The organism is Xanthomonas sp. CFBP 8152 (assembly GCF_014199025.1).
Classification (GTDB): Bacteria; Pseudomonadota; Gammaproteobacteria; order Xanthomonadales; family Xanthomonadaceae; genus Xanthomonas; species Xanthomonas arboricola_B.
The window spans coordinates 1,576,058-1,600,886 of the sequence record NZ_JACHNO010000001.1 but is presented as its reverse complement, the minus strand read 5'-3'; the positions used below and the strand labels follow the sequence as shown (position 1 = coordinate 1,600,886).

Sequence of the window (24,829 nt, the reverse complement as noted above, 5' to 3'; positions counted from 1 at the left end):
TTACTTAAGCGCGCCATCCTGCGGGTCGCTGGCCGCATACGTGCTGGTTGGCAACTCGTTGTCGTGTGGATGACGCAAGGCATTGCGCACGTCTTCCGGCAGTTGCTCGACATCCAGCATCACCTTGCCGGAATGCACATCGCGCACCACCGTTGCAGGCAGCACGAAGTCGCCGCCGTTTTCGATATTGATGACCAGCTCGGCGCCATCCTTGCGCACCTCGCGGATTGCACCAACGCCGACTTCACCATCGCGCACAAACACCATCTGGCCGATTTCGATCTGTTGCATCTCGTTTCTCCTAGGGCGGGCGCACAGCGCATGACGCCACGGCCGCTTTTGAATGCAGTCCAGGCTGGCGGCGCCGATCCGGCCTCACAACCGGATCGGCGCCCGCGCAAGCGACAGCACATGAATGGATAAGACCCGTGCACCATCGCGAAGATCGTGCAGGCGTGCAGCAGGCCTCAACGCAGCGGAACGTCCGCCACCTTGTCCTGGTAATCCTTTTTCGGGTCGACGCCGAACAACACCTTGATGCCGGCCAACAGACTGGAACCGTTGAGCCAGATCTGCGCGTGATCGGTGTCCAGACGCAGCAGCGCCAACTTGGGGTCGTCCTTGCCGCCTTCATACCAGGCAGCGACATGCGGGTTCCACAGACTCTCGACCACGGCCGGATCGGTGTCTTCCCGCAACGAGCCGCTGATACTGGCGAACAGGTCGTGTCCCTTGCTGCTGAAGGCGCCGATGACACGGCGGCCCTGCCCCAGCATGGAAATCAGCGCATTGTCCTTGGAGGTGAAGAACCAGATCGGACCACCGCTATCGCCTTCGATCTGCGCGGTCATCGGCCGTGCATGCCCGTCTTCCACGCCATCCAGACCCAGCATCACGGTGCGATCGGATTTCAGGGCTTTCCAGAATTTGTCCTGCAGCTCTTTGGGATCTGCCATCTCGATGTCTCACATGCGCGTGTCCACGCGGGTGTCCCAGTCTGGAAGTCTGCCTGCCCACGGCATGTGACGACAGGCACTCCTGTCTGCACATGGTGGCAACGCGGTTGGCCGGCTGAGCAATCGCACCCGCTCGGTGTTCCAAGGCATTGGGCGGCGAGTTGAGCTTCCATGGGTATTGCAACGCGAGCACGACCTTGCCGATCCCTCTTGCTGGACGATGTGGTGCTGGAGGGTGGGCAGAGCTCGCAGGGACGGATTCATGGCGTGTTCCCGCGATGGTGGGCGGCAAGGTCCTGCAGCCAAGTCGCAGATCCCCGCTCCGCCACCGATCGATCCGCGCTGTCCAGGCGTTCGGCACACGACGCCTGAAGCGATCGAGACTTCAGTCTGCGCCGCTGGCAGCGCGCCAGCTATGCCACAGCTGCTGCACGGGCGGTGGGTACGCAGCCTTGCCGGCAAGCTCGCGCTGCAGGCGCAGACGGGCCAGCCGCGACCATACCCGATGCGGCCGCGCCAACGCCGGTTTGCGTGGCCAGGCGCGCAGCAACTGCGTGCGCCATGCGGCGTTGGTCATGTCACCGGGCGCGCCACTGTCGCCGGCCACACGTTGGCGTGCGTCCAGCCACTGCACCGCCACCGCAGGGGCATCACCAGGCTGCGTGCGCGCAAATAGCACAGCTTCCACAGCGATCACGGCCTCGGCGAAGGCACGCAATCTCGCCAACGCCTGCTGCAACGAGTGCGGCTGCGCACGGGCGTCCTGCATGGCCGGCAAGGTGTCGGCCAGCTGCGCCCATGGGGCGCGCACCGGCTCCAGCACGCGCCCGAGCGGATGGCGCGAGCGCTGCTGCGACCAGTCGCGCAGCTCCTGCTGCCACCACGCCAGCTTGGCGTCGGCCGGCAACGGGTCGCCGGCGATGTTCATGATGTCTTCCCATTCCTGCAGCAGCGCAAACCAGGCCGCCGTGAGGCGTCGCTGCGGTTCGGGAATGAAGGGTTCGGCAACCGACCATTCCGGCCAGCGGGTGCGCCACTTGTCGAGAAAACTGTCGAGAGCGCTGGATTGGCTCATGGCGGGTCCAGAAAAAGACGAAAGAAGATCAGGTCTGCGGCCACGCCATGGCATCCCACAATGCCTGCGGCTGCGCGACGAGGACGTTGGCCTGCCAGCGCGACGGCGCATCGTCGTGCAGGCGGTAGCCCCACAACACCGCCACCGACGGCATCGCCGCTGCGCGCGCGGCCAGGATGTCGCGCTCGTCGTCGCCGACGTAGACGCACTGCGCCGGCACAACGCCGATGCGCTCGGCAGCGGCCAACAAGGGCAACGGATGCGGCTTGCGCTCGGCCAGCGTATCGCCGCCGATCAGCACCGCGCAGCGCTGCTCCCACCCCAGTTGCGGCAGGATCAGCCGGGCCAGATACTCGGGCTTGTTGGTGACCACGCCCCAGATGCAACCGGCGCGCTCCAGCCGCAGCAGCAGTTCTTCGACACCATCGAACAGCTGCGACTGCGTGCCGATCAAGGCTTCGTAACGGCGCAGGAATTCCGGCACCAGCGCATCGCGTTCGACTGCATCGAGTTCGGCAAACGCCACCGCCAGCATCGCGCGCGCGCCCTTGGACACCACCGGACGCAACTGCGCCAACGCGATCGGCGCACGGCCACGCGCATCCAGCATCGCGTTGACGGTCGCCAGCATGTCCGGCGCACTATCCAGCAAGGTGCCATCCAGATCGAACAACACCGCACGCGGAAACGTCGACGATGCAACGGCGTCTTTCCGCTGCGCGGCGTCATCTTGAACTCGGAATGGCTCGGACATCACCAGCGCCGGGCTCTGTTATTGCGATTCCCGAATCCCGATTCCCGATTTGTCACGGCTTCACCGCATAAGCCAAGTAGTTGACCTCCGTCCGCGACGACAGGCGCGCACGATTGCGCCACGGCTCGTACATCATGCCGCTGACGTCTTCCAGCTGCAGTTCGGCGCTGCGCAACCATGCCGCAAGTTCTGCCGGCTTGATGAAATCCTTGTAGTGATGCGTGCCCTTGGGCAGCAACCGTGCGACGTATTCGGCGCCGACCACCGCCAGCGCGAACGCGGCAGGTGTGCGGTTGAGCGTGGACAAGAACAGCTTGCCGCCCGGCTTGAGCAGGCTGGCGCAGGCGCGGATGATCGCGGTCGGGTCCGGCACGTGCTCGAGCATTTCCATGCAGGTCACCGCATCGAAGCTGCCCGGCTGTTCGGCGGCCAGGTCTTCCACCGACTGCACGCGGTAATCCACCTGCACACCCGATTCCAGGCTGTGCAGGCGCGCCACCTTGACCAGTTCCGGCGCCAGATCGATCGCCGTGACCTGCGCGCCCAGACGCGCCATCGACTCGCTGAGCAGACCACCGCCGCAGCCGACGTCGAGCACGCGCGCGCCGGCCAGGCCCAGCCGTGCGGACACGTAGTCCAGGCGCACCGGATTGAGCGCGTGCAGCGGCTTCTGCGGGCCATCGGCATCCCACCAGCGGTTGGCCAGCGCCGCGAACTTGTCCAGCTCGCTCTGATGGAAGTTGCTGGAATTGGATTGGGTATTCGGGTTCATGCAGAGCTCCGTGATGGGATGCCGCGCGCTCAGGCGCGGACGGTGCGGATGCGCTCGCGCCACTGTCGCGCATTGGCGACCAGGGCAGCGGTGTCCATGTCGATGAGCTCGCGCTGCACCAGCTTGGGCTTGCCGGCGATCCACACATCGGTGACCTGATGACGGCCGGCGGCGTAGATCAGTTGCGACAGCACATGATGCAGCGGCTGGGTCTCCAGTGCGGACAGATCCACGCAGACCAGATCGGCCTGCTTGCCGACTTCGATCGAGCCGATCCTGTCGCCGAAGCCCAACGCGCGCGCGCCGCCCAGCGTGGCCGCGCGCAGCGTGGTGGCCGCGTCCAGTGCGGTGGCATCGTTGGCCACTGCCTTGGCCAGGATCGCCGCCGTGCGGTTCTCGCTGAACATGTCCAGGTCGTTGTTGCTGGCGCAGCCGTCGGTGCCGATCGCCAGATTCACGCCGGCACGTTGCAGCGCGCAGGCCGGGCAAAAGCCCGAAGCGAGCTTGAGGTTGGACTCGGGGCAATGCACCACGCTGACGCCGCGCTCGGCGCATAGGTGGATTTCCGCCTCGGTGAGCTGGGTCATGTGCACGGCGATCAGGCGGTCGTTGACCAGCCCCAGGCGATCCAGCCGCGCCAGCGGGCGCTGCCCGTACTGGGCAACCGAGTCAGCCACTTCCTGCGCGGTTTCGTGCGTGTGCAGATGCACCGGCAGATCCAGCTGGTCGGCGAGCATGCGCACGCGTTCGAAGTTGGCGTCGTTGACCGTGTACGGCGCATGCGGCGCGAAGGCGGTGCTGATCAGCGGATCGTCGCGCCACTGGTCGTGCAGTTCGCCGGCCCGTGCGAAGTATTCGTCGTCCGACGATGCCCAGGCGGTGGGGAAATCGATGATCACCGCGCCGACCAGCGCACGGAAACCGTGCTGCTTGTACACGGCCGCCTGCACATCGGCGAAGAAATAATTTTCGTTGACGCAGGTGGTGCCGCCACGCAGCATTTCGGCAATCGCCAGCGTGGTGCCGTCGGCCACGAATTCCGGCCCGATCACTGCTGCTTCCACCGGCCAGATGTGCTGCTGCAGCCACACCATCAGCGGCAGATCGTCGGCAACGCCGCGCAGCAGCGTCATCGGGTTATGCGTATGCGCATTGACCAGACCCGGGATCAGGGCCGCCTCCGGGCGCGAGACGGTCTGCGTCGGCGCAAACCGCAGGCGCGCCTCGGCGGTCGGCAGGATCGCCACGATGACGCCGTTGTGCACCGCCACCGCGTGATCGTCGAGTACCACCGCATGCGGCTCGATCGGCACGACATAACCGGCTTCGATCAACAGGTCGCAGACTTCGGGAGGGGCATTGGTCATGAGCGGATCCATAAAAGGTTAGTTGTCGAACGGCCAGCGGGGATCGCCACCGGCCACAGGCACATAGCGCTGGCCGTTGTAACGCAGCACCTGGCGCGCGCGACGGGTGCGCTCGGTATCGGTGTCGCTGCCAGCGGCGCTTTCCACGGTAGACACGTTGGCTGTCAGCACGATGTCCGCATAGCCGGCATGTACCTGCGGCGCCATGCTCACGCTCAGGTTGGCGACTTCGGTGATCACATCGCCCTTGCCCAGACTGCACGGCTCGCCTTTTACACGTTGCCACGCATAGAGATCGCGTTGCAGCACCGGGCGCAGGCTGCGCCCCTCGCGCACCAGCAAGGTCAATGCCTGATTGCTGTAAAAATCCGGGCAGCTGGGCCCGCGCGCAGCACTACGCACAATCACGCCGATCGCACGCACGTCCTTGGCCAGATCGTAGCGCGCCGTGTCCAGGCGCAGGCTGTCGGCAGCGAGTTCGAAGGCGGCGTCCTCGCCCATTGCCTGCGCGTAGAACGCCAGCACCTTGCCGCTGGCGGCATCGAGCATGGCCACGCGCAACTCGAGGTCGCGCTCGCCAGGCACGGTCTCCGCGTCGCCGGCAAATGCGATTGCCGCCAGCCGGATCGCCGCATCGTTCGGCCACGGCTTGCAGGTCTGGGCCACCACACGGTCGACCGGCACCGTGGCGGCAGCGCCGCCCACGACGCCGGACGTTGCGATGGCCGCAACGGCGGCCACGTCATCGGCGTCGCACGTTGCGGCAGCCGATTGCGCAAAAGCCGGGCACGCGAGCAGCGCACCCCACAGCCCCAACACGACACTGGCACCGCGTCCCGCTCGATCAGGCCAGTGTCCCGGACGCATCGTCTTACTTGACGCGCGCCGAGTATTCGCCCGAGCGGGTGTCGACCTTGATGATTTCGTCCTGATTGACGAACAGCGGCACGCGCACCACCGCGCCGGTTTCCAGCGTCGCCGGCTTGCCGCCGCCGCCGGAGGTATCGCCGCGCACGCCCGGGTCGGTCTCGGTGATCTTCAGCTCGACGAAGTTAGGCGGCTGCACCCAGATCGGCGCGCCGTTCCACAGCGTCACGATGCAGTCTTCCTCGCCCTTGAGCCACTTGTCGGCGCCACCCATGCCGGCCTTGTCGGTCTGCACCTGCTCGAAGGTTTCCGGGTCCATGAAGTGCCAGTACTCGCCATCGCTGTACAGGTAGCGCATGTCGGTATCGACCACGTCGGCCACTTCCACGTCGTCGGTCGCCTTCATGGTCATTTCAACCACGCGGCCGGACTTGATGAAGCGATACTTCATGCGGGTAAAGGCCTGGCCCTTGCCCGGCTTGACGTATTCGGTCTCGGTGATGACCGCCGGCTCGTTGTTGACCAGGATCTTCATGCCGTTCTTGACGTCGTTCATGCCAACAGTGGCCATGGTGCAGCTCCTCGATAAGACCACGACCTGCCACAGGCCGTGGCAGGTCGGATTAGAATGGGGCGCCCGCCGCAACCGGCGGGCATTGGTTTTGTGACCGCACATGATACCCGCAGCCCCCCTCGCCTTGCAGCCATCTCCGCCTCCCACCCTGCAGCCGCCGCGCTGGCAGCAGCAGTGGCGCGACGCCGTGCGCGACCCGCGCGCGCTGCTGGCGCTGCTGGGCCTGGACACGCAGGCGGCCGGGATCAGCGAGGCGGCCGCCGCCCAGTTCCCGCTGCGGGTGCCGCAGGCGTTCGTGGCGCGCATGCGCCGTGGCGACCTGCACGACCCGCTGCTGCGCCAGGTGCTGCCGCTGGACGATGAAATGCGGCCGGTGCCCGGCTTCGGCCTGGATGCGGTCGGCGATGGCGCGGCCAAGACCGCCGACGGTGTGATCCAGAAGTACCGCGGCCGCGCGCTGCTGATCGCCACCGGCAGCTGCGCGGTGCACTGCCGCTACTGCTTCCGCCGCCACTTCCCGTATGCCGAGGAAACCGCCGCGCGCGACGGATGGCGCGACGCGGTCGCCACGATCGCGGCCGACCCCGGCATCGACGAAGTGCTGCTGTCCGGCGGCGACCCACTGTCGCTGGCGACCGGCAAGCTGGCCGAACTCACCGACGCGCTGGCCGCCATCGGCCATATCAAGCGCCTGCGCATCCACAGCCGGCTGCCGATCGTGCTGCCCGAGCGTGTCGATGCGCCACTGCTGGCCTGGCTGCGCAGCCTGCCGTGGCCGGTGGCCTTTGTGGTGCATGCCAACCACGCCAACGAATTCGATACCGCCGTGGACGACGCCATGCGCGCCCTGCGCGAGGCTGGCGCGCAGTTGCTCAACCAGGCCGTGCTGCTGCGCGGCGTCAACGACAGCGTTGACGCGCTGGCGGCCCTGAGCGAACGCAGCTTCGCCGCCGGCGTGCTGCCGTACTACCTGCATCAGCTCGACCGGGTGGCCGGCGTGGCGCATTTCGAAGTGGACGATGCGCGCGCGCGCGCCCTGCACACCGAGCTGGCCACGCGCCTGTCCGGCTACCTGGTGCCGCGCCTGGTGCGCGAAATCCCCGGCGACACCGGCAAACGGCCGCTGTAACCACTCAGCTCTCAGACACATTGAATGGTAGGAGCGCACCCGGGCGCGACGAAGCATGACCGGTAACACCCATCGCGCCCAGGTGCGCTCCTACGCTGCTCAGCCCGCCGCGATCAGCTTCGCCATATCGGCCGGGCTCAGTGGGCGGCTGAACCAATAGCCCTGGCCCAGATCGCAGCCGCGCTCGCGCAGCAGGTTGAACTGCGCTTCCTGCTCGATTCCCTCGGCCACCACCGTGATACCCAGCGAATGCGCCATGCCGATGATGGCCGTGGTCAGCGCCAGATCGTCCGGGTCGCGCTGCAGATCGGCGACGAAACTCTTGTCGATCTTGACCCCGTCCACCGGCACCTGGCGCAGATGGCTCAACCCGGAGAAACCGGTGCCGAAGTCGTCCAGCCACACCTTCACGCCGGTGCGGTGCAGTTGATCGAGCAGGCTGGCGGCCATCATTTCGTCGCCGATCACCGCCGTCTCGGTCAGCTCCAGATGCAGCCGTGCGGCCGGCAGGCCAGACTCGGCCAGACACTCGGCCACGGTGTCGATCAGGTCGCCACTGCGCAGCTGACGGGGCGAGACGTTGACCGAGATGAACAAGCCCTCGCCCACCACCGGCCATTGCGCCGCTTCCAGACACGCCGCGCGCAGCACCTTGGGGCCGATCACCTCGATCAGGCCGCTTTGCTCTGCGATATCGATAAAGGTGGACGGCGCAATCGTGCCCAGCGCCGGGTGCTGCCAGCGCAACAGCACTTCCACCCCCACCAGCACACGGTCGCTGGTGCGATAGATCGGCTGATAGACCAGCCGCAGCTCGTCGCGATCCCAGGCCCCGCGCAGCTCGTGCTCCATGTGCACACGGCGCTCCACTGCATGATCGGCGGCGCGGCTGTAGAAGCGGTGGCAGTTCTTGCCCGCCACCTTGGCCTGGTACATCGCGATGTCGCCGTTCTTCAGCAACACAGTGGCGTTGCTGGCGTCGTCCGGGAACAGCGTGATGCCGATTGAGGTACCCAGGAACACCTCCCGGCCCTGCACATTCAAGGGGCGGCTCAATTCGTGCACCAGCCGGTCTGCGAGCTGGGCGGCAAGCAGGCTGACATCGCCATTTTGCAGCAGGATCACGAACTCATCGCCACCGAAGCGCGCCAGGATCGCGTCGTCGCCGCCCAACGCACCGACCGCGCGACTGATGCGACTGGCGAACTGCAGCAGCGCCTCGTCGCCGGCTTCGTGGCCCAACGTGTCGTTGACGCGCTTGAAGTCGTCGATGTCGGCGAACAGCAGCGCCAGCTTGCTGCCGGTGCTGCGGGCGGTGTTGAGCAGATGGTCCAGGCCTTCGCGGAAACCCAGCCGGTTGGTCAGGCCGGTCAGCGCATCGGTGTAGGCCATGTGGCGCACCTCGCGATCGTGCCGGGCGATGCTCTCGCTCATGCGGCCGAAGGCGGAAATCAACTCGCCGATCTCGTCGTTGCGCGGATGCGGCGGCAATTGCACCGCGTAGTCGCCACGCTCGATCTGGCGCGCGGCCGCAGCCAGCAACCGCACCGGCGCCACCAGGGTACGTTGCACATAGATGGCCAACAGCACCCCCAGCGCCACCAGCGCGGCCAGCAGCACCAGCAACCAGCCCAGATCGCGCTTGCCGATCGCGTTGAGGTTCTGCACCAGGGTCAGGTTGGCGCCGGATTCGATCCTGCGCACCCGCTCGCGCGACATCCCCACCCGCACCCCGCCGATGCGCTGGTCGCCGATCTTGATCGGCACCGTCACGTCCAGCACTTCGGGCGAGGATTGCAACAGCATGGCGCGCGTCGTCTTCGCCTTGGCCGCGAGCGGATCGGTCATGGCCTGGCCATAACGCTGCAGATTGTGCGAGCCATCGTGTACCAGCAGGCCGCGTCGATCGAACACCAGCACGTAGCTCACCACCTGCTGCCGCGAGGCATTGCGCACCAGCGCCCCCACTGCGCCCAGATCGGAGTAGTACAGCGGATTGGCCAGACCGCTCGCCAGTTCGGTGGCCAGGGTCTCTCCACGCGTGCGCAGGCTGCGATCGAACAGCTCGTGCAGAATCTGCGCGCTGAGCCCGCGCACTTCGCGTTGCATCGCGCTCTGGCGCTGCAACAGCGACGCCAGGATCGCACCGACCAGCAGCAGCGTCAGCGCCATCACCAGCAGAAAGCGTGCCTGCAACCCGAAGCGCACCTGAGTCATTCCACTTGATCCCTGACACGTTGCAGCCCGGCGCTCAGTCCATCCAGGCGCCGGCGATTGACATCATCCAGCGGGTGAAAGGCGGTGGTGCCGAAGAAGCGCTTCAAGGCCGGCCCGGCCTTGGGGTCGGAGGCCGCCTGCAGCAGCACCACGCGCAGCCGCCGCTCTACGGCCGGATCCATGCCGGTACGCACCATCTCCACCGCGCGCGGCACCGGCGCACTGTGATGGACGATGCGGAAGTCGCGCCTGAACATCTGTGGCAGGTGGCGCTCGTCATCCCAGTCGGCGTTGCTGAAAGCGCCCGCATCGACCAGGCGCCGATGCACGAAGGTGGCGATATTCAATTTCGACCCGACCATCAGGTAACCCACCGAGCCCGGCACCTGGCTGTCGTCCGGCGACAGCAGCACATCACAGGCGATGCCATTGCGCACCAGCTCCAGCATCGGCAACAGATAGCCGCTGGTGGAGGAGGTGTTCTGCAATGCCAGGGTGTGGCCGCGCAATTGCCTGAGCGACCGGATCGGGCTGTCGCGGCGCACGAAGAACACCGTGTGGAATTCGCGCAGGCCGGCGCGCTCGGTCATCACCAGCGGGTGCGCACTGCCACGCTGCTGCAGCAGCATCGCCGCACCGGTGGTTTCGCTGACCCAGTCGACGCGCCCACGCCGCAGGTAACTGGACATCTGCCGCGCATCCGGCGCCATCAGGATTTCGCCACGGCGGATACCGACCTCGTGCATGCGCGGCACCACGTAATCCAGCAATGGCTTGAGTTGCGCGTAATGCGTGGCGGGATCGTCGCTGATCCGTCCAAGCACCAATACCGGGGAAGGCGCCGCCGTCGCCGTTGCGGCCAAGCCTGCCCCGGCCAACAGCCCGCAGGCAATCAGACACCATCGTAGACCGCGCAAAACGGACACTCCCCTAGAGCCGCCGACAGCCTAGCCGAATCTTTCGAGATGTGACAGACGTCAGCTTCCGGCGCGCTTCGCCAGCATGGCCATGCGCTGCGCGTCGGACAGAATGCCGCGCAGCAAACGTACCTCCTGCTCGCTCATGTCCGCGCGCAGCAACAGCCGCCGCAGCTTGCGCATCGCCGACTCCGGTGCGCGCCCCTTGTGGAAGTCGATTTCGTCCAGGGTCTGGCCCAACTGGCCGAACATGCCCTCCAGTTGAGCATGGCTGGCCGGGCCGTCGCGCAGCGCCCCGGCCGCCGTAGCGGATACGGCCTCCGCTTCGCCGGCCGCCAGCTGCGCCCGCCGCACCTCGTACGCCACGACTTGTACCGCCGCCGCCAGGTTGAGCGAGCTGAACGCCGGATCGGACGGGATATGCAGTGCCGCATGACAGAGCTGCAGCTCGTCGTTGGTCAACCCGGTGCGCTCGCGGCCGAACACGATCGCCACCTCGGCCGGTTCGCCGGCCTTGGCCCAGGCACGGCGCGCGCCTTCGTCCGGCGGCAACTCCTCCAGCGCGACCCGGCGCGCACGCGCGGTGCAGCCGATCACCAGGGTGCAATCGGCCACCGCCTCGGCCAGGGTGGCGAGGATCGGTGCCTCGCCGAGCACGTCTTCGGCACCGGCCGAACGCCGATAGGCGTCTTCGTCGAGCGCACGCTCCGGCGCCACCAGCACCAGGCGCGACACGCCCATCGTCTTCATCGCGCGCGCGGCGGCGCCGATGTTGCCTGGATGCTGGGTGCCGACAAGAACGAAACGGATGCGCTGGCTGACGGACATGAACGGAGATTGGGGAGCGATTCGGTCGTAGATGGTAAACTGCGCGGCCGGCTTTGGTGCCGGACCGCTCTTTTACCTTCGCCATTTTCGATTCTGCCTTCACGGGAGCTTTAACCATGCAGAAACCCGCCGTCACCGTCATGGTCAAAGCCGCCCGCCTCGCCGGCAATGTGCTGTTGCGCGGCATCAACAAGCTCGATGCGCTCAACGTGGTGCAGAAAGGCCGCATGGACTATGCCAGCGAAGTCGATGCCGATGCCGAAAAGGTCATCATCAAGGAACTCAAGCGCGGCTACCCGGAGTACGCCGTGTTCGGCGAAGAAGGCGGCGTGCAAGGTGGCAAGAGTGGCCGCTACACCTGGGTCATCGATCCGCTGGACGGCACCAGCAACTATCTGCGCGGCTTCCCGCATTACTGCGTGTCGATCGCGCTGGTGGAAAACGGCGAGCCCACCGATGCGGTGATCTTCGACCCGCTGCGCAACGAGCTGTTCACCGCCAGCCGCGGCGCCGGTGCGGTGCTCAACGACCGCCGCATCCGCATTGCCGAGCGCAAGGACCTGGAAGGCGCGATGGTCCACACCGGCTTCCCGCCGCGCGAGCGCGCACGCATCAGTGCGCAGCTGAAGTGCGTCGATGCGTTGCTGGTGCAGGCCGAGGATGTGCGTCGTACCGGTTCTGCCGCACTGGACCTGGCCTATGTGGCCTGCGGCCGCGCCGATGCGTATTTCGAGGCCGGCGTCAAAGCCTGGGACATCGCGGCCGGCGTACTGCTGGTACGCGAAGCCGGTGGCCGCGTCTGCGATTACAAGGGTGCCACCCCGCCGCGCATGGACAACATGGGCCCGGAAACGCAGCAGATCGTGGCCGGCAACATCAAGATCAGCGACGCCCTGCAAAAGGTCATCGTCAACACCGGCTACGCCCGCGAGTTCGACGCCAAGTTCTGATCGCTCCCCGAGCGCAAGTCCTGGTCGACGCCCCGCACAACGTAGGAGCGCGCCAGAGCGCGACGGGCTTTCCCGGCGGCAAAGCCCCTCGCGACCAGGGTCGCTCCTACAACAGTTCGCAGCAAACGAACAAGGCCGGGATCGCTCCCGGCCTTGTTCGTTGGGTGCCGCTGTCACAGCGCTGCGCAGAACCTAGCGCTGATGCAGGACGTCAGGCGATCGCAGCGTGGTAGCGGCGCTCGACTTCTTCCCAGTTCACCGCGTTGTAGAACGCGCCAATGTACTCCGGGCGACGGTTCTGATACTTCAGGTAGTACGCGTGTTCCCACACGTCCAGGCCCAGGATCGGGGTGTTGCCTTCGAACAGTGGGCTGTCCTGGTTGGCAGTGCTTTCCACTACCAGCTTCTTGTCCGGGGTCACGCTCAACCAGGCCCAGCCAGAGCCAAAACGGCTGACGGCGGCTTTGGTGAAGGCTTCCTTGAATTTCTCGAAACCGCCAATGTCCTTGTCGATCGCCTTGGCGACCTCGCCCTTGGGCTCACCGCCGCCATTGGGCGACAGCACGGTCCAGAACAGCGAATGGTTGGCGTGGCCGCCACCGTTGTTGCGCACCGGGCCCTGCAGGTTTTCCGGCAGGCTCTTCAGCTTGGACACCAGCTCTTCCACCGGCAGGTCGGCGTACTCAGTCCCTTCCAGCGCCGCGTTGACGTTGTTGATATAGGTCTGATGATGCTTGGTGTGATGGATTTCCATCGTCTGCGCATCGATGTTGGGTTCCAGCGCGTCGTAGGCGTAGGGCAACTGCGGGAGGGTGTAGGCCATGCGTGTCTCCTGGGCTTGCCGCCCGGCGAAGACCGGGCGTTGCGGGGTAGATGGTAGGGACGGCGTCGGCGCTTACCAAGGGTGTTGGCAGGGAAACTTCATCCCATCGCATGCCGCGTCGTATCCGCTGCACACCTTGCACCATGCCCCGGTTACTTGGGCGTGAACCGCCTCGCCACCCGGCGCGTTCAAAGTCGACACAGTCGTGCAGCGGCATACTTGCCCTGCCGTCTCCACACGCTGTTTCCGGACCCGTCATGCGCAAGCCCGCTTTACTGATCGTCGCCATCGTGCTGCTCGTCGCCGGGTTGTGGGGCATGCGTGCGATGCAGACGCCCAAGCCGCATTTCGCGCCACAGCTCAGTGCGCCGATCGCCGCGGCAGCACCGGTCGAACGCTCGCCGCAGCAGCAAGAGCTGCCGGGATTTCTACCCACCGAGGCAATGGCCACGATCGTATTGATCCAACGCGGCGGGCCGTTTCCGCATCCGCAGGACGGCAGCGTCTTCGGCAATCGTGAGCAGCGCTTGCCCGAGCGTCCGCGCGGCTATTACCACGAATACACCGTGGAAACGCCGGGCAGCCCCGATCGCGGCGCGCGCCGTCTCGTCACCGGCGGTACGCCGCCGCAGGCGTGGTATTACAGCGACGATCATTACCAGAGTTTCAGATCATTCCAGGGTCCGGCGGGGGAGCAGGCGCCATGAGCACAGGCGACTTCGCACTGGATCTGTCCGACCCGCAGCAATCGGGCGTCTATCAAGCCGAGACCGACGACCTGGACACCATGGCCGCGCTCGCACGCGATGCCGGCCTGCACATCCTGCGCGTGGACCTGGCCAGCTGCAGCGACAAGCACAGGTTGCTGATGCGCCTGGCCACTCAACTGGACTTCCCGGCCAGCTTCGGCCGCAATTGGGACGCGCTCTCCGATGCCTTGCGCGATCTGGCATGGCTGCCGGCGTCGCATGGCTATGCGCTGCTGATCGACGGCGCCGATGCGCTGGCCCGCACTGCACCGAACGACCGCAACACCTTGCTGGATATCCTCGACGAGGCGGCCACCGCCTGGGCCGCGCGCGGGCTGACGTTTGCGGCCTTCGTGGCGCCTGCGAGTGCCTGCGACTAGGCGCTGCCTGCGAGACGCACTGCAAGACCACTGGTACACGGCGCGACCATCAGACGCATCGTGCAGATGATCGCCGATGAGCTGCGCGTATCCATCCCGCGTTTTACCCTACGCGCCGTCCGAACGGCCGTCATCGCGCAGTGGACGTGGTGTGCGCGCTTGCAAGCTGTTCGAGACACGAATCCACAAGGCCGGCACGCAGTCACGCACCGGCCCGATCGTCAACTATCCAGCTCGCTCCAGCGCGCGAACGCCGCATCCAGCTGCGCCTGCGCATCGCCCAATGCGGCGGTATGCGCGGCCATCGCCGCGCTGTCGCGCTGGTAGAAGGCCGGGTCGTTCATCGCCTCGGTCAGTGCCGCGACCCGCTGCTCCAGGGTTTCGATCAACGCCGGCAACTGCTCCAGCTCACGCGCGTCCTTGTAGCTGAGCTTGCGCTTGGGCGCGGCATCGGCCGGCAGCGCAGCCGCCACCGGCGTGGTCACCGCTGCCGTCGCCGATGCCTTGGCGACCGCCATCGCGTTGGGCGCCGGGGTGCGACGCTGACGCAGCGAATCGCTGTACCCGCCGACGTAATCGCCGATCAAGCCCTCGCCTTCCATCACCAACGTCGAGGTCACCACGTTGTCGAGGAAGTCGCGGTCATGGCTGACCAGCAACAAGGTGCCGGTATATTCGCCCAGCAGCTCTTCCAGCAGCTCCAGCGTTTCCACGTCCAGATCGTTGGTCGGTTCGTCCATCACCAGCAGGTTGGACGGCTGCGCGAACAGGCGGGCCAGCAGCAGCCGATTGCGCTCGCCACCGGACAGCCGGGTGATCGGCGCACGTGCGCGCTCGGGGGTGAACAAAAAGTCCTGCAGATACGCATGCACATGCTTGCGCTTGCCATTGATCTCGATGAAATCGCGGCCTTCGGCCACGTTCTCGATCGCGCTCCAGTCCTCGCGCAGCGTGGAACGGTACTGATCGAAGTAGGCGATCTGCAGATTGGTGCCGATGCGGATCTCGCCCTGCTGCGCCTGCAGATCGCCCAGCAACAACTTCAGCAAGGTGGTCTTGCCGCTGCCGTTGGGGCCGATCAGCCCGATCCGGTCGCCGCGTTGGATGATGGTCGAAAAATCCTTGACCATCGTGCGCGCGCCGAACGCGAAGCCGACCTCCTTGGCCTCGATCACCTTCTTGCCGGAGGACTCGCCCTGCGAGACTTCCATGCGCACGTTGCCGGTCAGGTCGCGGCGCTGCACACGCTCGTTGCGCATCGATTCCAGGCGCCGTACGCGGCCTTCGTCGCGGGTACGCCGCGCCTTGATGCCCTGACGGATCCAGATTTCCTCCTGCGCCAGCATCTTGTCGAAGCGCGCATTTTCCTGCGCCTGCGCATTGAGCCGCTCTTCACGGCGACGCTCGTAATTGGCCCAGTCGCCCGGCCAGCTGGTGACCTGTCCACGATCGATCTCGACGATGCGGGTGGCCAACGCGCGCAGGAAGCGCCGGTCATGGGTGACGAACAGCACGCTGCCGTTCCAGTTCTTCAGGAACGACTCCAGCCAGTCGATGGCCTCGATGTCCAGATGGTTGGTCGGCTCGTCCAGCAGCAGCACATCCGGCGAGGACACCAGCGAGCGCGCCAGCAGCACGCGCCGCTTCATGCCGCCGGACAGCCGCGCAAACTCCGCATCGCCGTCCAGCTCCAGCTTGGTCAGCGTCTCGCTGACGCGCTGATCCAGCGCCCAGCCCTCGGCTGCATCGATCTTGGCCTGCACCTTGCCGAACGCGTCGGCATCGAACACCTCGGCATGGCTGAGCTGATGAAACTCGGCCAGCCAATGACCCAATTCGCCCAGGCCGTCGGCCACCACGTCGAACACGCTGCCGCCGGTACCCTGCGGCACCTCCTGCTCCAGCCGCGCGATGCGCACGCCCTGTTGCACGCGCACTTCGCCGTCGTCGGGCTTGAGCTCGCCGGCAATCAGTTTCATCAAGGTCGATTTGCCGGCGCCATTACGGCCGATCAGGGCGATACGCTCGCCCGGCTCGATCGTGAGGTCGGTTTTTTCCAGCAACAAGGGGCCGCCGACGCTGTAGTCGACGCTTTGCAGAGTGATTAAAGGCATGCGCTGATTGTACGGGAATCGGGAATGGTGAATCGGGAATGGAAAAGCCTCGCCGTTGCGATTCCCCATTCCCCACTCCCGATTCCCGCTAAAATGCGCCATGAACGAATTCTCCGCGCTGCCGCTGTCGCCGGCCCTGGCCCCCGGCATCGACGCCCTTGGCTACACCGTCCTTACACCCATCCAGGCGCAGAGCCTGCCGCCGATCCTGCAGGGGCTGGACGTCATCGCCCAGGCGCCGACCGGTAGCGGCAAGACCGCCGCCTTCGGGCTGGGGCTACTGCAGAAGCTCGATCCTGCATTGACCCGCGCGCAGGCGCTGGTGCTGTGCCCCACCCGCGAGCTGGCCGATCAGGTCGGCAAGCAGCTGCGCAAGCTGGCCACCGGCATCCCCAACATGAAGCTGGTGGTACTCACCGGCGGCATGCCGCTCGGCCCGCAACTGGCCTCGCTGGAAGCGCACGACCCGCAGGTGGTGGTCGGCACGCCCGGCCGCATCCAGGAGCTGGCCCGCAAGCGCGCCCTGCATCTGGGCGGCGTGCGCACACTGGTGCTGGACGAGGCCGACCGCATGCTCGACATGGGCTTCGAAGAACCCATCCGCGAAATCGCCAGCCGCTGCGACAAGCACCGCCAGAGCCTGCTGTTCTCGGCCACCTTCCCGGACATCATCCGCACGCTGGCGCGCGAGATCCTCAAGGACCCGGTCGAAATCACCGTCGAGGGCGCCGACAACGCGCCGGAAATCGACCAGCAATTCTTCGAGGTCGACCCGACCTACCGGCAGAAGGCCGTCGCCGGCCTGCTGCTGCGCTTCAATCCCGAATCCAGCGTGGTGTTCTGCAATACCCGCAAGGAGGTGGACGAGGTGGCCGGCTCGCTGCAGGAGTTCGGCTTCTCCGCGCTCGCCCTGCACGGCGACATGGAACAGCGCGACCGCGACGAAGTGCTGGTGCGCTTCGTCAACCGCAGCTGCAACGTGCTGGTGGCCAGCGATGTGGCCGCACGCGGGCTGGATGTGGAAGACCTGTCGGCAGTGGTCAATTACGAGCTGCCCACCGATACCGAAACCTACCGCCACCGCATCGGTCGCACCGCACGCGCCGGCAAGCGCGGATTGGCGCTCAGCCTGGTGGCCTCGCGCGAGACCGGCCGCGCGCAGGCGCTGGAAGCCGAACAGGGCCAGCCGCTGAAGTGGTCGCGCGCACCCTTGGCCACCGCCCGCCCGGCGCAGCTGCCGCAGGCGGCCATGACCACGCTGCGCATCGACGGCGGCAAGACCGACAAGCTGCGTGCCGGCGACATCCTGGGTGCGTTGACCGGCGAAGCCGGCCTCTCGGGCGCGGCGATCGGCAAGATCGCGATCTACCCCACCCGCTCCTATGTCGCCATCGCCCGCGCGCAGGTCGCCAAGGCGCTGGCGCATCTGCATGCGGGCAAGATCAAGGGACGCCGGTTCCGGGTCAGCAAGCTGTAATCAACGCACGGCAGCGACCCTGCCGACCAACCGATCGAGCGGCGACGATAGCGCCTGCCGCACGCTCCACAGGGATGCGCACGCTTGCGCATTCCTGTTTTCAGAAAGCCTATCGGCAAGGCACCTGGATCAATAGCGCAACGTGGCCAGCAACGGCACGTCGTTGGCCCACTTCTCACGGCCCTGCAGCGCCAGCAGCTCGACCAGCACCGCCGCGCCGACCACTTCCAGCTCCAGCTGTGCGGCCAGACTCAAGGCTGCGCGCAGCGTACCGCCGGTGGCAAGCACGTCGTCGACGATCAACACACGGGCACCGCGTGGCAACGCATCCTCGTGCATCTCGATGCGATCGGTCCCGTACTCCAGCGCGTATTCCTGGACCAGGGTACGCCCGGGCAATTTGCCGGGCTTGCGCACCGGCACGAACCCGGTGCGCAGCTCGCGCGCCAGCGCCGCACCCAGGATGAAACCGCGCGCTTCGATGCCAAGCACCGCATCCAGCGGCGTGGTGCGCCAGGGCTGCGCCATTTCGTCCAGCGCGGAAGCGAAGTCCGGGCCATCGGACAGCAGCGGCGTGATGTCCTTGAAGACGATGCCCGGCTTGGGAAAATCGGCGATGTCGCGGATCCGTTCGGACCATTGATTGGGTCCGGAAGAATTGGTGCCGGCGCAGCGGGTGCAGTCAGTCATGGTGGTGGTGGCGTCAGGGCCGGTGGGGACCACCTATTCTAGGCTGCGCGGACTCACGCCGCTGCGGTCACGACGGACCTGCGTCTGAGCGCGTCAGGAACTGCAGGACAGCATCGAGCAACCTGCGCGGTCGCGCGCCCAGTCCGGCCGCCGCGCGGCAAACGCCTCGCGGCCCGGCTGATCGTCGTACGGGCGACGCATGACCTCCAGCAACGCCTGCACGCCGGACGGATCGCCCTGCTCGGCCAGATCGATCGCCTGCTGCGCCAAATAGTTGCGCAGCACGTAGCGCGGGTTGGCCAGGCGCATGCGTTCGCTCCGCTCCTCCGGCAACAGCGTGTCCTGCTGCAGCCGCTCAGCGTAACGCTGCAGCCATTCCTGCAACTGCGCGGCATGCGCGAGGCGCTTGTCCTCGTCATAGAAAGCCTCACGCAATAGATCAGGATCGGGATGCTCCGGCACCAACGCGATCAGGCCGCGGAAGGTCAGCGTCATGTCCATTTCCGCGTTGTGCATCAGCGCGCGCAGCGCATCGATCAACTGCAGATCCTCGTCGCGACAGTCGGCCAGACCCAACTTGGCAGCGGTGTCGCGCCTGTCGCAGGCCAGGTAGGTATCGCGGAAGCGATCCAGCCCCTGCTGCAACCGCGCCTGGTCGGCGAACAGTGGCGCCAGCGCCTGCGCCAGGCGCCCCAGGTTCCAATAGGCGACCTGGGGCTGGGTGCCGAAGCGATAGCGGCGGCCTTGCGCATCGGTGGTGTTCGGCGTCCAGTCCGGGTCGTAGTCCTCGACCCAGCCATAGGGGCCGTAATCGATGGTCAGGCCCAGAATCGACATGTTGTCGGTGTTCATCACCCCATGCACGAAGCCCACCCGCATCCAGTGCGCCACCATCACCGCGGTGCGCTCGCAGACCTGTGCGAACCATGCTGCGTAGAGCTCCTCGCCAGCACCTTCCAGCTGCGGGAAGTCGCGTGCGATGGTGAAGTCCACCCATTGCCGCAGCAGCGCCAGATCGCCGCGCGCACTGGGCAACTCGAAGTTGCCGAAGCGGATGAACGACGGCGCCACCCGGCACACGATCGCGCCCGGCTCGCGCTGCGGCCGGCCGTCGTAGAACATGTCGCGCACCACCGCATCACCGGTGGTGACCAGGCTCAGCGCGCGCGTGGTCGGCACGCCCAGGTGATGCATGGCTTCGCTGCACAGGAATTCGCGGATCGACGAGCGCAACACTGCGCGGCCATCGGCACCGCGCGAGTAAGGGGTCGGGCCGGCACCCTTGAGCTGCAACTCGTAGCGACCGCCATCGATCCCGATCGCCTCGCCCAGCGAAATCGCCCGGCCATCGCCCAACTGGCCGGCCCAATGTCCGAACTGGTGCCCGCCATAATTGACCGCCCACGGCTGCATGCCCGGGTACAGCGCATTGCCGGACAACACCTCGGCAAAGCGCGCACTGCCGATCTCCGCCTCATCCAGCCCCAGCCGTTGGGCGACATCGGCCGAATACGCCAGCAGGCGTGGCGCGGCCACCGGCGTCGGCATCACCGTCGACCACGCAGCGCGCACTTCGCGGCGGCGTGGACCTTGTTCGGAATCACCGGGCAGCTGCTGTCGCAGGCGGTTGTCAAACTGCAGAGTCGTCATGCGTGCCAGCGTAGGCCAGCGACAGTGAACTTCGCATGGGCAACCACGCATCCGGCGTTGCGCACGTACCGTATCTTCGATCAGCTGGCCGCCAGCAAGCGGGCTGGTCCTGCACACGCCGGCGACAGCCACAGCGTTATTCCTCCCCGCCCCTCAAATGACATCGCCCATGCCCTCGCGCGCCTATCGCTGGTTTCGCCCCACCCTGCTGCTGCTCGGCTCGCTGACACTGACCGCCTGCAGCAGCGTGTTCTTCGGCGGCATCAACGCCGCCTCCAGCCGCGACGGCATTGTCGAGCACCGCGACCAGGTGTTCGATCCGGCGCATGGTCTGGCCCTGGACGTCTACCAGCCGCGCGGCGCGGTGGATGCACCGGTGGTGGTGTTCTTCTATGGCGGCACCTGGAAGCGCGGGACGCGCGCCAACTACCGCTGGGTCGGCCGCGCGCTCGCGCGCCAGGGCGTGGTGGCGATGGTGGCCGACTATCGCAAGTATCCGCAGGTCGGCCTGCAGGGCTTCATGTCCGACGCTGCCGGCGCCACCGCCTGGGGCTATCGGCATGCGCACGACTACGGCGGGAACCCGGCGCGTCTGGCGGTGATGGGCCACTCCGCCGGCGCGCATATGGCCGCGCTGCTGGGTACCGATGCGCGCTGGCTGCAGACGCAAGGCCTGCAACCCCGGCAGCTGTGCGGGGTGGTGGGATTGGCCGGTCCCTACGACTTCCTGCCGTTGACCGATCCGGAGCTGATCGAGATCTTCGGCGAGGCACCGGCCGCACAACAGCAATCGCAGCCGGTGCACTACGTCGGCGGCGACGAACCGCCGATGCTGCTGCAGCACGGCGATGCCGATCGTGTGGTCGAGCTGCAGAACAGCACCTCGTTGCAGCACGCCCTGCAACGCAAGGGCGGCACGGCCGAGTTGAAGGTCTACCCGGGCATGGGCCATCTCGGCATCGTGCTGGCGCTGCGCAAACCGCCCGAGCGCTCGCCCGTGCTGCGCGACACGCTGCAGTTCCTGCGGCAATGTCGGGCGCCCGATTGATTTGTGGCCGCTGCCGGCGAGTCTGTGTGGCGCGGGATTGGGAAATCGGGATTTGGGATTCGCCACCCCCTAGCAGCGCACCGGCAAGCGCGGCGACCTGCAGCTTCTCTGGGCACAGACTCGACACGGCGATAGCGGCATCACGCGGCGGGCTTGCGCCCCATCAGCTCGAACGGGCCGCCCTTCTTCAGCGCGGCCTGGTACGCGGGACGCGCTTCGATGCGCGCAAGAAACGCGCGCAGGCGTGGATAGCTTTCCAGCCCGCCGCCGCGCGCAGCCGCGGCCTGTACCGGAAAGCTCATCTGGATGTCCGCCGCAGTGAAACGCTCACCGGCAAACCATTCGCTCGCCTGCAGCGACTGCTCCATCCAGTCCAGGTGCAGTTTGAGCTGCGGACCGACAAAGCCCGACATCGCCTTGTCCACGATGGCACGTGCGATCGGCCTGGCGAAGAACGGCATCGGCGCACTGCGAATCCGCCCGAAGATCAGCGTCATCAACAACGGCGGCATCGCCGAGCCTTCGGCGTAATGCATCCAGTAACGGAACTTCAGGCGCTCGGGCGATTCCAGCGGACGCGGCGGCGGCGACAGCGCGCATTCGGTGTCGTAGCGTTCGGCCAGGAACTCCAGGATCGCGCCGGACTCGGCCACGGTCAGATCGCCGTCGACAACCACCGGCGACTTGCCGAGCGGATGGATCGCACGCAATGCCGCCGGCGCCAGCATGGTCTTGGGATCGCGCTCATGCCGCACGATCTGGTACGGCAGCGCCAGTTCTTCCAGCAGCCACAGCACGCGCTGGGAACGGGAATTGTTGAGATGGTGGACAGTGATCATGAAAGAGGCTGCACGCGGAAAACGCATATGCTACCGGTCGCCGTGTCGTCGCTGTGCTCACCCGAACGGGGCGAACAGCCGATACCGCCTGTTGCACTGACGCAATCGCGCCCAATAAAAAACGCCGGTCGCTTGCGCGACCGGCGTTTTCGGCAACCTTACGGTTGCAGACGGATTAGACCGCCTGCACCTGGTCAGCCTGCATGCCCTTCTGGCCCTGCACGGCGACGAAGGTCACCTTCTGGCCTTCCTGCAGCGACTTGAAGCCGGTGCCCTGGATGGCACGGAAGTGCACGAACAGGTCCGGGCCGCTTTCCGGGGTGATGAAGCCGAAGCCCTTGGCATCGTTGAACCACTTCACGGTACCGCTCTGACGATCTGACATTTACAAACTCCTGAACTATAGATGGATAAATCGCAGCGTCCGAAAAGCCGGAGCTGAGACTGAGTTGCAGGCGTTGGTAAAGCGGAACGATGAAGCGAGATCTGTAACGATCCGGCTGCATCAGGCCACGATTCACGGTGACCCTTGCAAACACAGTGCGTGCACAGTACTCGTGTTCCCAGCAAAAAGCGACACCTTGCGTCAAATTTTTTACTGTCAGGGCGGATCCGACCACTTGTCAGGCCCTTTCCCTCTCGATTTCAGCACATGAATACGCCTGCCCCGCCGTCCCTCCCGCATATCTGGGGCCGATGCCGATGCCTGCCCCACAGTCATTCGCGACATTCATTGATGGCGCGGCGCTGACCGCACCATGCCGGGATTGCAGCGCGGGCGTATCATAAGTGCCCTTTGCAACCGGCATCCTGATGGCCCTTACCGCCACCGTCCGCAGGGCGGAACTCCAGATCAGCGACATGGACCGTGGCTATTACGCCAACCATTCGTTGACCCTGGCCCAGCACCCCTCCGAAACCGACGAGCGCCTGATGGTGCGGCTGCTGGCGTTCGCCCTGTTCGCCGACGACCGCCTGGAATTCGGCCGCGGCCTCAGCAACGAGGACGAACCCGACCTGTGGCGGCGCGACTACACCGGCGACCCGGACCTGTGGATCGACCTCGGCCAGCCGGACGAAAGCCGGGTGCGCAAGGCCTGCAATCGGTCGCGCGAGGCGGTGGTGATCGGCTATGGCGGCCAGGCCACCGAAACCTGGTGGAAGAAGCAGGCCAACGCGCTTAGCCGGCAGCGCAACCTGCGCGTGATCGAGCTGGACTCGCAGGCCACCGAAGCGCTGGGCGCGCTGATCCAGCGCGGCATGCGTTTCGACGTGATCATCCAGGACGGCGAGGTGCAGATGCTGGCCGACCACGGCAGCGTCACCCTGACCCCGATGGTGCGGCAAGCCCCGGCCGAATGAGCATGCGTTGCGACGTGCTGGTCGTCGGTGCCGGCGCGGCCGGACTGATGAGCGCCTTCACTGCGGGCCGGCGCGGCCGCCAGGTGCTGGTGATCGACCATGCCAACAAGGTCGGCAAGAAGATCCTGATGTCCGGGGGCGGTCGCTGCAACTTCACCAATACCGGCACCACGCCGGGCAACTTCCTCTCGGCCAACCGCCACTTCTGCAAGTCCGCCCTCGCCCGCTACAGCCCGCTGGATTTCGTGGAGATGGTCGAGCGCCACGGCATCGCCTATCACGAGAAAGAGCTGGGCCAGCTGTTTTGCGACATTTCGTCCAAGCAGATCGTGCGCATGCTGCTGGACGAGTGCGACGCGGCGGGCGTGCAGGTGCGTACCGACTGCAAGGTGCTAGCGGTGCAGCGCGGCAGCGACGGTTTCAGCGTGGAGACCAGCCAGGGACGCGTGCAGGCGCAGTCGCTGATCGTGGCGACCGGCGGGCTGTCGATTCCGAGCATGGGCGCCAGCGGCTTCGGCTATGCGCTGGCCCAGCAGTTCGGCCACGCGCTGTTGCCGAGGCGCGCCGGGCTGGTGCCGCTGACCCTGAGCGGCAAGCACCAGGAACGGCTGCAGGACCTGTCCGGGCTGGCGCTACCGGTCCAGGCGCAGTGCAACGGGGTCAGCTTCCGCAACTTCATGCTGGTCACTCACCGTGGCGTCAGCGGCCCGGCCATCCTGCAGATCTCCTCGTATTGGCAGCCTGGCGACGACCTGCGCCTGGACCTGCTGCCCGGCCAGGATGCTGCGGCATGGCTGCGCGACCAAAAAAAACAGCGTGGCGCCACCGAACTGCGCAACGTGCTGGCCGACGTGCTGCCGCGGCGGTTCGCCCAGCGCCTGTGCGAGGCGTGGTTGCCGGACAAGCCGGTCCGCCAGCTCGACCCACCGCAGCTGCAGGCCGCAGCGGACCTGCTGGCCGCCTTCCCGCTGATCGCCAGTGGAACCGAGGGCTATCGCACCGCCGAAGTCACGCTGGGAGGTGTCGATACCAACCAGGTCTCCAGCGCGAGCATGGAATCGCGGCTGGTGGCCGGCCTGTACTTTGTCGGCGAGGTGCTGGATGTGACCGGATGGTTGGGCGGCTACAACTTTCAATGGGCATGGGCGTCCGGTCATGCCGCCGGAAGCGTCGCATGATTCCGGCGTCGACATATGGAAACGTGGCCTGAGTCTCACCCCGGATGCGGCCTTGTCCACAGACATGGACGCAGACGAGTTCCTTCGTGTATTAAAGCTCGTCGCTAGGGAAA

25 protein-coding genes are annotated in these 24,829 nt (G+C 66.3%); 8 read left to right on the top strand and 17 right to left on the bottom strand.

The features are described 5' to 3' along the window. The 8 genes from FHT09_RS06720 to efp form a co-directional block, all read right to left on the bottom strand. Complete coding sequence (locus FHT09_RS06720) at positions 1 to 291, bottom strand: hypothetical protein (RefSeq protein ID WP_104604783.1); 291 nt, start codon at positions 289 to 291, stop codon at positions 1 to 3. A 176-nt stretch (positions 292 to 467) separates the two neighbouring features. Next, positions 468 to 956, bottom strand: coding sequence for a pyridoxamine 5'-phosphate oxidase family protein (locus tag FHT09_RS06715; RefSeq protein WP_104604785.1), 489 nt, complete (start codon positions 954 to 956; stop codon positions 468 to 470). A 385-nt stretch (positions 957 to 1,341) separates the two neighbouring features. After that, the gene (locus tag FHT09_RS06710; RefSeq protein WP_104604787.1) at positions 1,342 to 2,031 is read right to left on the bottom strand and encodes a phytoene/squalene synthase family protein; all 690 of its coding nucleotides are present in this window, start codon (positions 2,029 to 2,031) and stop codon (positions 1,342 to 1,344) included. A 28-nt stretch (positions 2,032 to 2,059) separates the two neighbouring features. Further along, complete coding sequence (locus FHT09_RS06705; RefSeq protein ID WP_104604789.1) at positions 2,060 to 2,785, bottom strand: phosphoglycolate phosphatase; 726 nt, start codon at positions 2,783 to 2,785, stop codon at positions 2,060 to 2,062. A 52-nt stretch (positions 2,786 to 2,837) separates the two neighbouring features. Continuing rightward, on the bottom strand, positions 2,838 to 3,557 hold the full coding sequence (gene ubiG / locus FHT09_RS06700) for a bifunctional 2-polyprenyl-6-hydroxyphenol methylase/3-demethylubiquinol 3-O-methyltransferase UbiG (protein WP_104537866.1): 720 nt from the start codon (positions 3,555 to 3,557) through the stop codon (positions 2,838 to 2,840). 29 nt (positions 3,558 to 3,586) lie between these two features. After that, complete coding sequence (locus tag FHT09_RS06695) at positions 3,587 to 4,924, bottom strand: TRZ/ATZ family hydrolase (protein ID WP_166774648.1); 1,338 nt, start codon at positions 4,922 to 4,924, stop codon at positions 3,587 to 3,589. Between the two features lie 18 nt (positions 4,925 to 4,942). Next, positions 4,943 to 5,791 carry a hypothetical protein gene (locus FHT09_RS06690; protein WP_184416892.1) on the bottom strand — a complete coding sequence of 283 codons (849 nt, stop codon included), beginning with the start codon at positions 5,789 to 5,791 and terminating at the stop codon, positions 4,943 to 4,945. Between the two features lie 4 nt (positions 5,792 to 5,795). Beyond that, positions 5,796 to 6,362, bottom strand: a complete 567-nt coding sequence (efp, locus tag FHT09_RS06685; RefSeq protein ID WP_002802373.1) for an elongation factor P — start codon at positions 6,360 to 6,362, stop codon at positions 5,796 to 5,798. A gap of 103 nt (positions 6,363 to 6,465) precedes the next feature. On the opposite strand from efp, the gene epmB reads away from it, so the two are divergent. Next, positions 6,466 to 7,494, top strand: coding sequence for an EF-P beta-lysylation protein EpmB (epmB, locus tag FHT09_RS06680; RefSeq protein WP_104604793.1), 1,029 nt, complete (start codon positions 6,466 to 6,468; stop codon positions 7,492 to 7,494). Between the two features lie 99 nt (positions 7,495 to 7,593). Here epmB and FHT09_RS06675 read toward each other — a convergent pair whose 3' ends face one another. From FHT09_RS06675 to FHT09_RS06665, 3 genes are read right to left on the bottom strand one after another with little or no spacing between them, the layout of a single operon-like run. Beyond that, positions 7,594 to 9,711: an EAL domain-containing protein gene (locus FHT09_RS06675; protein WP_104604795.1), complete on the bottom strand. Its 2,118-nt coding sequence runs from the start codon at positions 9,709 to 9,711 to the stop codon at positions 7,594 to 7,596. Then, positions 9,708 to 10,637, bottom strand: coding sequence for a phosphate/phosphite/phosphonate ABC transporter substrate-binding protein (locus FHT09_RS06670; RefSeq protein ID WP_181141220.1), 930 nt, complete (start codon positions 10,635 to 10,637; stop codon positions 9,708 to 9,710). The genes FHT09_RS06675 and FHT09_RS06670 overlap by 4 nt, the downstream gene beginning before the upstream one ends. 51 nt (positions 10,638 to 10,688) lie before the next feature. Then, positions 10,689 to 11,456, bottom strand: a complete 768-nt coding sequence (locus FHT09_RS06665; protein ID WP_104604797.1) for an RNA methyltransferase — start codon at positions 11,454 to 11,456, stop codon at positions 10,689 to 10,691. Positions 11,457 to 11,572: 116 nt separating this feature from the next. On the opposite strand from FHT09_RS06665, the gene FHT09_RS06660 reads away from it, so the two are divergent. Next, a complete protein-coding gene (locus tag FHT09_RS06660; protein WP_016905058.1) occupies positions 11,573 to 12,406 on the top strand; it encodes an inositol monophosphatase family protein in 834 nt (277 codons plus the stop codon). Positions 12,407 to 12,617: 211 nt separating this feature from the next. Here the strand turns inward: FHT09_RS06660 and FHT09_RS06655 are convergent, their stop codons facing one another. Continuing rightward, on the bottom strand, positions 12,618 to 13,229 hold the full coding sequence (locus FHT09_RS06655) for a superoxide dismutase (RefSeq protein WP_016904847.1): 612 nt from the start codon (positions 13,227 to 13,229) through the stop codon (positions 12,618 to 12,620). Positions 13,230 to 13,486: 257 nt separating this feature from the next. On the opposite strand from FHT09_RS06655, the gene FHT09_RS06650 reads away from it, so the two are divergent. Continuing rightward, positions 13,487 to 13,936, top strand: coding sequence for a ribonuclease (locus FHT09_RS06650; protein ID WP_104537111.1), 450 nt, complete (start codon positions 13,487 to 13,489; stop codon positions 13,934 to 13,936). Beyond that, positions 13,933 to 14,358, top strand: a complete 426-nt coding sequence (locus FHT09_RS06645) for a barstar family protein (RefSeq protein ID WP_104604799.1) — start codon at positions 13,933 to 13,935, stop codon at positions 14,356 to 14,358. The genes FHT09_RS06650 and FHT09_RS06645 overlap by 4 nt, the downstream gene beginning before the upstream one ends. A 221-nt stretch (positions 14,359 to 14,579) precedes the next feature. On the opposite strand, the gene FHT09_RS06640 is transcribed toward FHT09_RS06645, so the two are convergent. Then, a complete protein-coding gene (locus FHT09_RS06640; RefSeq protein WP_104604801.1) occupies positions 14,580 to 16,472 on the bottom strand; it encodes an ATP-binding cassette domain-containing protein in 1,893 nt (630 codons plus the stop codon). A 100-nt stretch (positions 16,473 to 16,572) separates the two neighbouring features. Here FHT09_RS06640 and dbpA point away from each other — a divergent pair, with 100 nt between their 5' ends. Further along, positions 16,573 to 17,949 carry an ATP-dependent RNA helicase DbpA gene (gene dbpA / locus FHT09_RS06635; RefSeq protein WP_024939307.1) on the top strand — a complete coding sequence of 459 codons (1,377 nt, stop codon included), beginning with the start codon at positions 16,573 to 16,575 and terminating at the stop codon, positions 17,947 to 17,949. A 129-nt stretch (positions 17,950 to 18,078) separates the two neighbouring features. Here dbpA and FHT09_RS06630 read toward each other — a convergent pair whose 3' ends face one another. Then, on the bottom strand, positions 18,079 to 18,639 hold the full coding sequence (locus tag FHT09_RS06630) for an adenine phosphoribosyltransferase (protein ID WP_104537865.1): 561 nt from the start codon (positions 18,637 to 18,639) through the stop codon (positions 18,079 to 18,081). A 93-nt stretch (positions 18,640 to 18,732) separates the two neighbouring features. Further along, a complete protein-coding gene (locus FHT09_RS06625) occupies positions 18,733 to 20,289 on the bottom strand; it encodes a YdiU family protein (protein WP_104604803.1) in 1,557 nt (518 codons plus the stop codon). A gap of 169 nt (positions 20,290 to 20,458) precedes the next feature. Here FHT09_RS06625 and FHT09_RS06620 point away from each other — a divergent pair, with 169 nt between their 5' ends. Next, a complete protein-coding gene (locus FHT09_RS06620; protein ID WP_104604805.1) occupies positions 20,459 to 21,337 on the top strand; it encodes an alpha/beta hydrolase in 879 nt (292 codons plus the stop codon). Positions 21,338 to 21,477: 140 nt separating this feature from the next. On the opposite strand, the gene FHT09_RS06615 is transcribed toward FHT09_RS06620, so the two are convergent. Both FHT09_RS06615 and FHT09_RS06610 read right to left on the bottom strand, forming a co-directional pair. Continuing rightward, entirely contained in the window at positions 21,478 to 22,176 is a 699-nt protein-coding gene (locus tag FHT09_RS06615; RefSeq protein WP_104604909.1) for a glutathione S-transferase, read from the bottom strand. Between the two features lie 175 nt (positions 22,177 to 22,351). Beyond that, positions 22,352 to 22,561 carry a cold-shock protein gene (locus FHT09_RS06610; RefSeq protein WP_006451993.1) on the bottom strand — a complete coding sequence of 70 codons (210 nt, stop codon included), beginning with the start codon at positions 22,559 to 22,561 and terminating at the stop codon, positions 22,352 to 22,354. A gap of 428 nt (positions 22,562 to 22,989) precedes the next feature. Here FHT09_RS06610 and FHT09_RS06605 point away from each other — a divergent pair, with 428 nt between their 5' ends. After that, the gene (locus tag FHT09_RS06605; RefSeq protein ID WP_024939301.1) at positions 22,990 to 23,538 is read left to right on the top strand and encodes a YaeQ family protein; all 549 of its coding nucleotides are present in this window, start codon (positions 22,990 to 22,992) and stop codon (positions 23,536 to 23,538) included. Then, positions 23,535 to 24,716 (top strand): NAD(P)/FAD-dependent oxidoreductase, encoded by a 1,182-nt coding sequence (locus tag FHT09_RS06600; RefSeq protein ID WP_104604807.1) that lies wholly within the window; start codon positions 23,535 to 23,537, stop codon positions 24,714 to 24,716. The genes FHT09_RS06605 and FHT09_RS06600 overlap by 4 nt, the downstream gene beginning before the upstream one ends. Positions 24,717 to 24,829: the final 113 nt, after the last annotated feature.

Excerpts from the sequence above, each read along its gene's own strand:
- FHT09_RS06720 (WP_104604783.1), bottom strand. The coding sequence starts at position 291 with ATGCAACAGATCGAAATCGGCCAGATGGTGTTTGTGCGCGATGGTGAA.
- FHT09_RS06715 (WP_104604785.1), bottom strand. The coding sequence starts at position 956 with ATGGCAGATCCCAAAGAGCTGCAGGACAAATTCTGGAAAGCCCTGAAA.
- FHT09_RS06710 (WP_104604787.1), bottom strand. The coding sequence starts at position 2,031 with ATGAGCCAATCCAGCGCTCTCGACAGTTTTCTCGACAAGTGGCGCACC.
- FHT09_RS06705 (WP_104604789.1), bottom strand. The coding sequence starts at position 2,785 with ATGTCCGAGCCATTCCGAGTTCAAGATGACGCCGCGCAGCGGAAAGAC.
- ubiG (WP_104537866.1), bottom strand. The coding sequence starts at position 3,557 with ATGAACCCGAATACCCAATCCAATTCCAGCAACTTCCATCAGAGCGAG.
- FHT09_RS06695 (WP_166774648.1), bottom strand. The coding sequence starts at position 4,924 with ATGACCAATGCCCCTCCCGAAGTCTGCGACCTGTTGATCGAAGCCGGT.
- FHT09_RS06690 (WP_184416892.1), bottom strand. The coding sequence starts at position 5,791 with ATGCGTCCGGGACACTGGCCTGATCGAGCGGGACGCGGTGCCAGTGTC.
- efp (WP_002802373.1), bottom strand. The coding sequence starts at position 6,362 with ATGGCCACTGTTGGCATGAACGACGTCAAGAACGGCATGAAGATCCTG.
- epmB (WP_104604793.1), top strand. The coding sequence starts at position 6,466 with ATGATACCCGCAGCCCCCCTCGCCTTGCAGCCATCTCCGCCTCCCACC.
- FHT09_RS06675 (WP_104604795.1), bottom strand. The coding sequence starts at position 9,711 with ATGACTCAGGTGCGCTTCGGGTTGCAGGCACGCTTTCTGCTGGTGATG.
- FHT09_RS06665 (WP_104604797.1), bottom strand. The coding sequence starts at position 11,456 with ATGTCCGTCAGCCAGCGCATCCGTTTCGTTCTTGTCGGCACCCAGCAT.
- FHT09_RS06660 (WP_016905058.1), top strand. The coding sequence starts at position 11,573 with ATGCAGAAACCCGCCGTCACCGTCATGGTCAAAGCCGCCCGCCTCGCC.
- FHT09_RS06655 (WP_016904847.1), bottom strand. The coding sequence starts at position 13,229 with ATGGCCTACACCCTCCCGCAGTTGCCCTACGCCTACGACGCGCTGGAA.
- FHT09_RS06650 (WP_104537111.1), top strand. The coding sequence starts at position 13,487 with ATGCGCAAGCCCGCTTTACTGATCGTCGCCATCGTGCTGCTCGTCGCC.
- FHT09_RS06645 (WP_104604799.1), top strand. The coding sequence starts at position 13,933 with ATGAGCACAGGCGACTTCGCACTGGATCTGTCCGACCCGCAGCAATCG.
- FHT09_RS06640 (WP_104604801.1), bottom strand. The coding sequence starts at position 16,472 with ATGCCTTTAATCACTCTGCAAAGCGTCGACTACAGCGTCGGCGGCCCC.
- dbpA (WP_024939307.1), top strand. The coding sequence starts at position 16,573 with ATGAACGAATTCTCCGCGCTGCCGCTGTCGCCGGCCCTGGCCCCCGGC.
- FHT09_RS06630 (WP_104537865.1), bottom strand. The coding sequence starts at position 18,639 with ATGACTGACTGCACCCGCTGCGCCGGCACCAATTCTTCCGGACCCAAT.
- FHT09_RS06625 (WP_104604803.1), bottom strand. The coding sequence starts at position 20,289 with ATGACGACTCTGCAGTTTGACAACCGCCTGCGACAGCAGCTGCCCGGT.
- FHT09_RS06620 (WP_104604805.1), top strand. The coding sequence starts at position 20,459 with ATGCCCTCGCGCGCCTATCGCTGGTTTCGCCCCACCCTGCTGCTGCTC.
- FHT09_RS06615 (WP_104604909.1), bottom strand. The coding sequence starts at position 22,176 with ATGATCACTGTCCACCATCTCAACAATTCCCGTTCCCAGCGCGTGCTG.
- FHT09_RS06610 (WP_006451993.1), bottom strand. The coding sequence starts at position 22,561 with ATGTCAGATCGTCAGAGCGGTACCGTGAAGTGGTTCAACGATGCCAAG.
- FHT09_RS06605 (WP_024939301.1), top strand. The coding sequence starts at position 22,990 with ATGGCCCTTACCGCCACCGTCCGCAGGGCGGAACTCCAGATCAGCGAC.
- FHT09_RS06600 (WP_104604807.1), top strand. The coding sequence starts at position 23,535 with ATGAGCATGCGTTGCGACGTGCTGGTCGTCGGTGCCGGCGCGGCCGGA.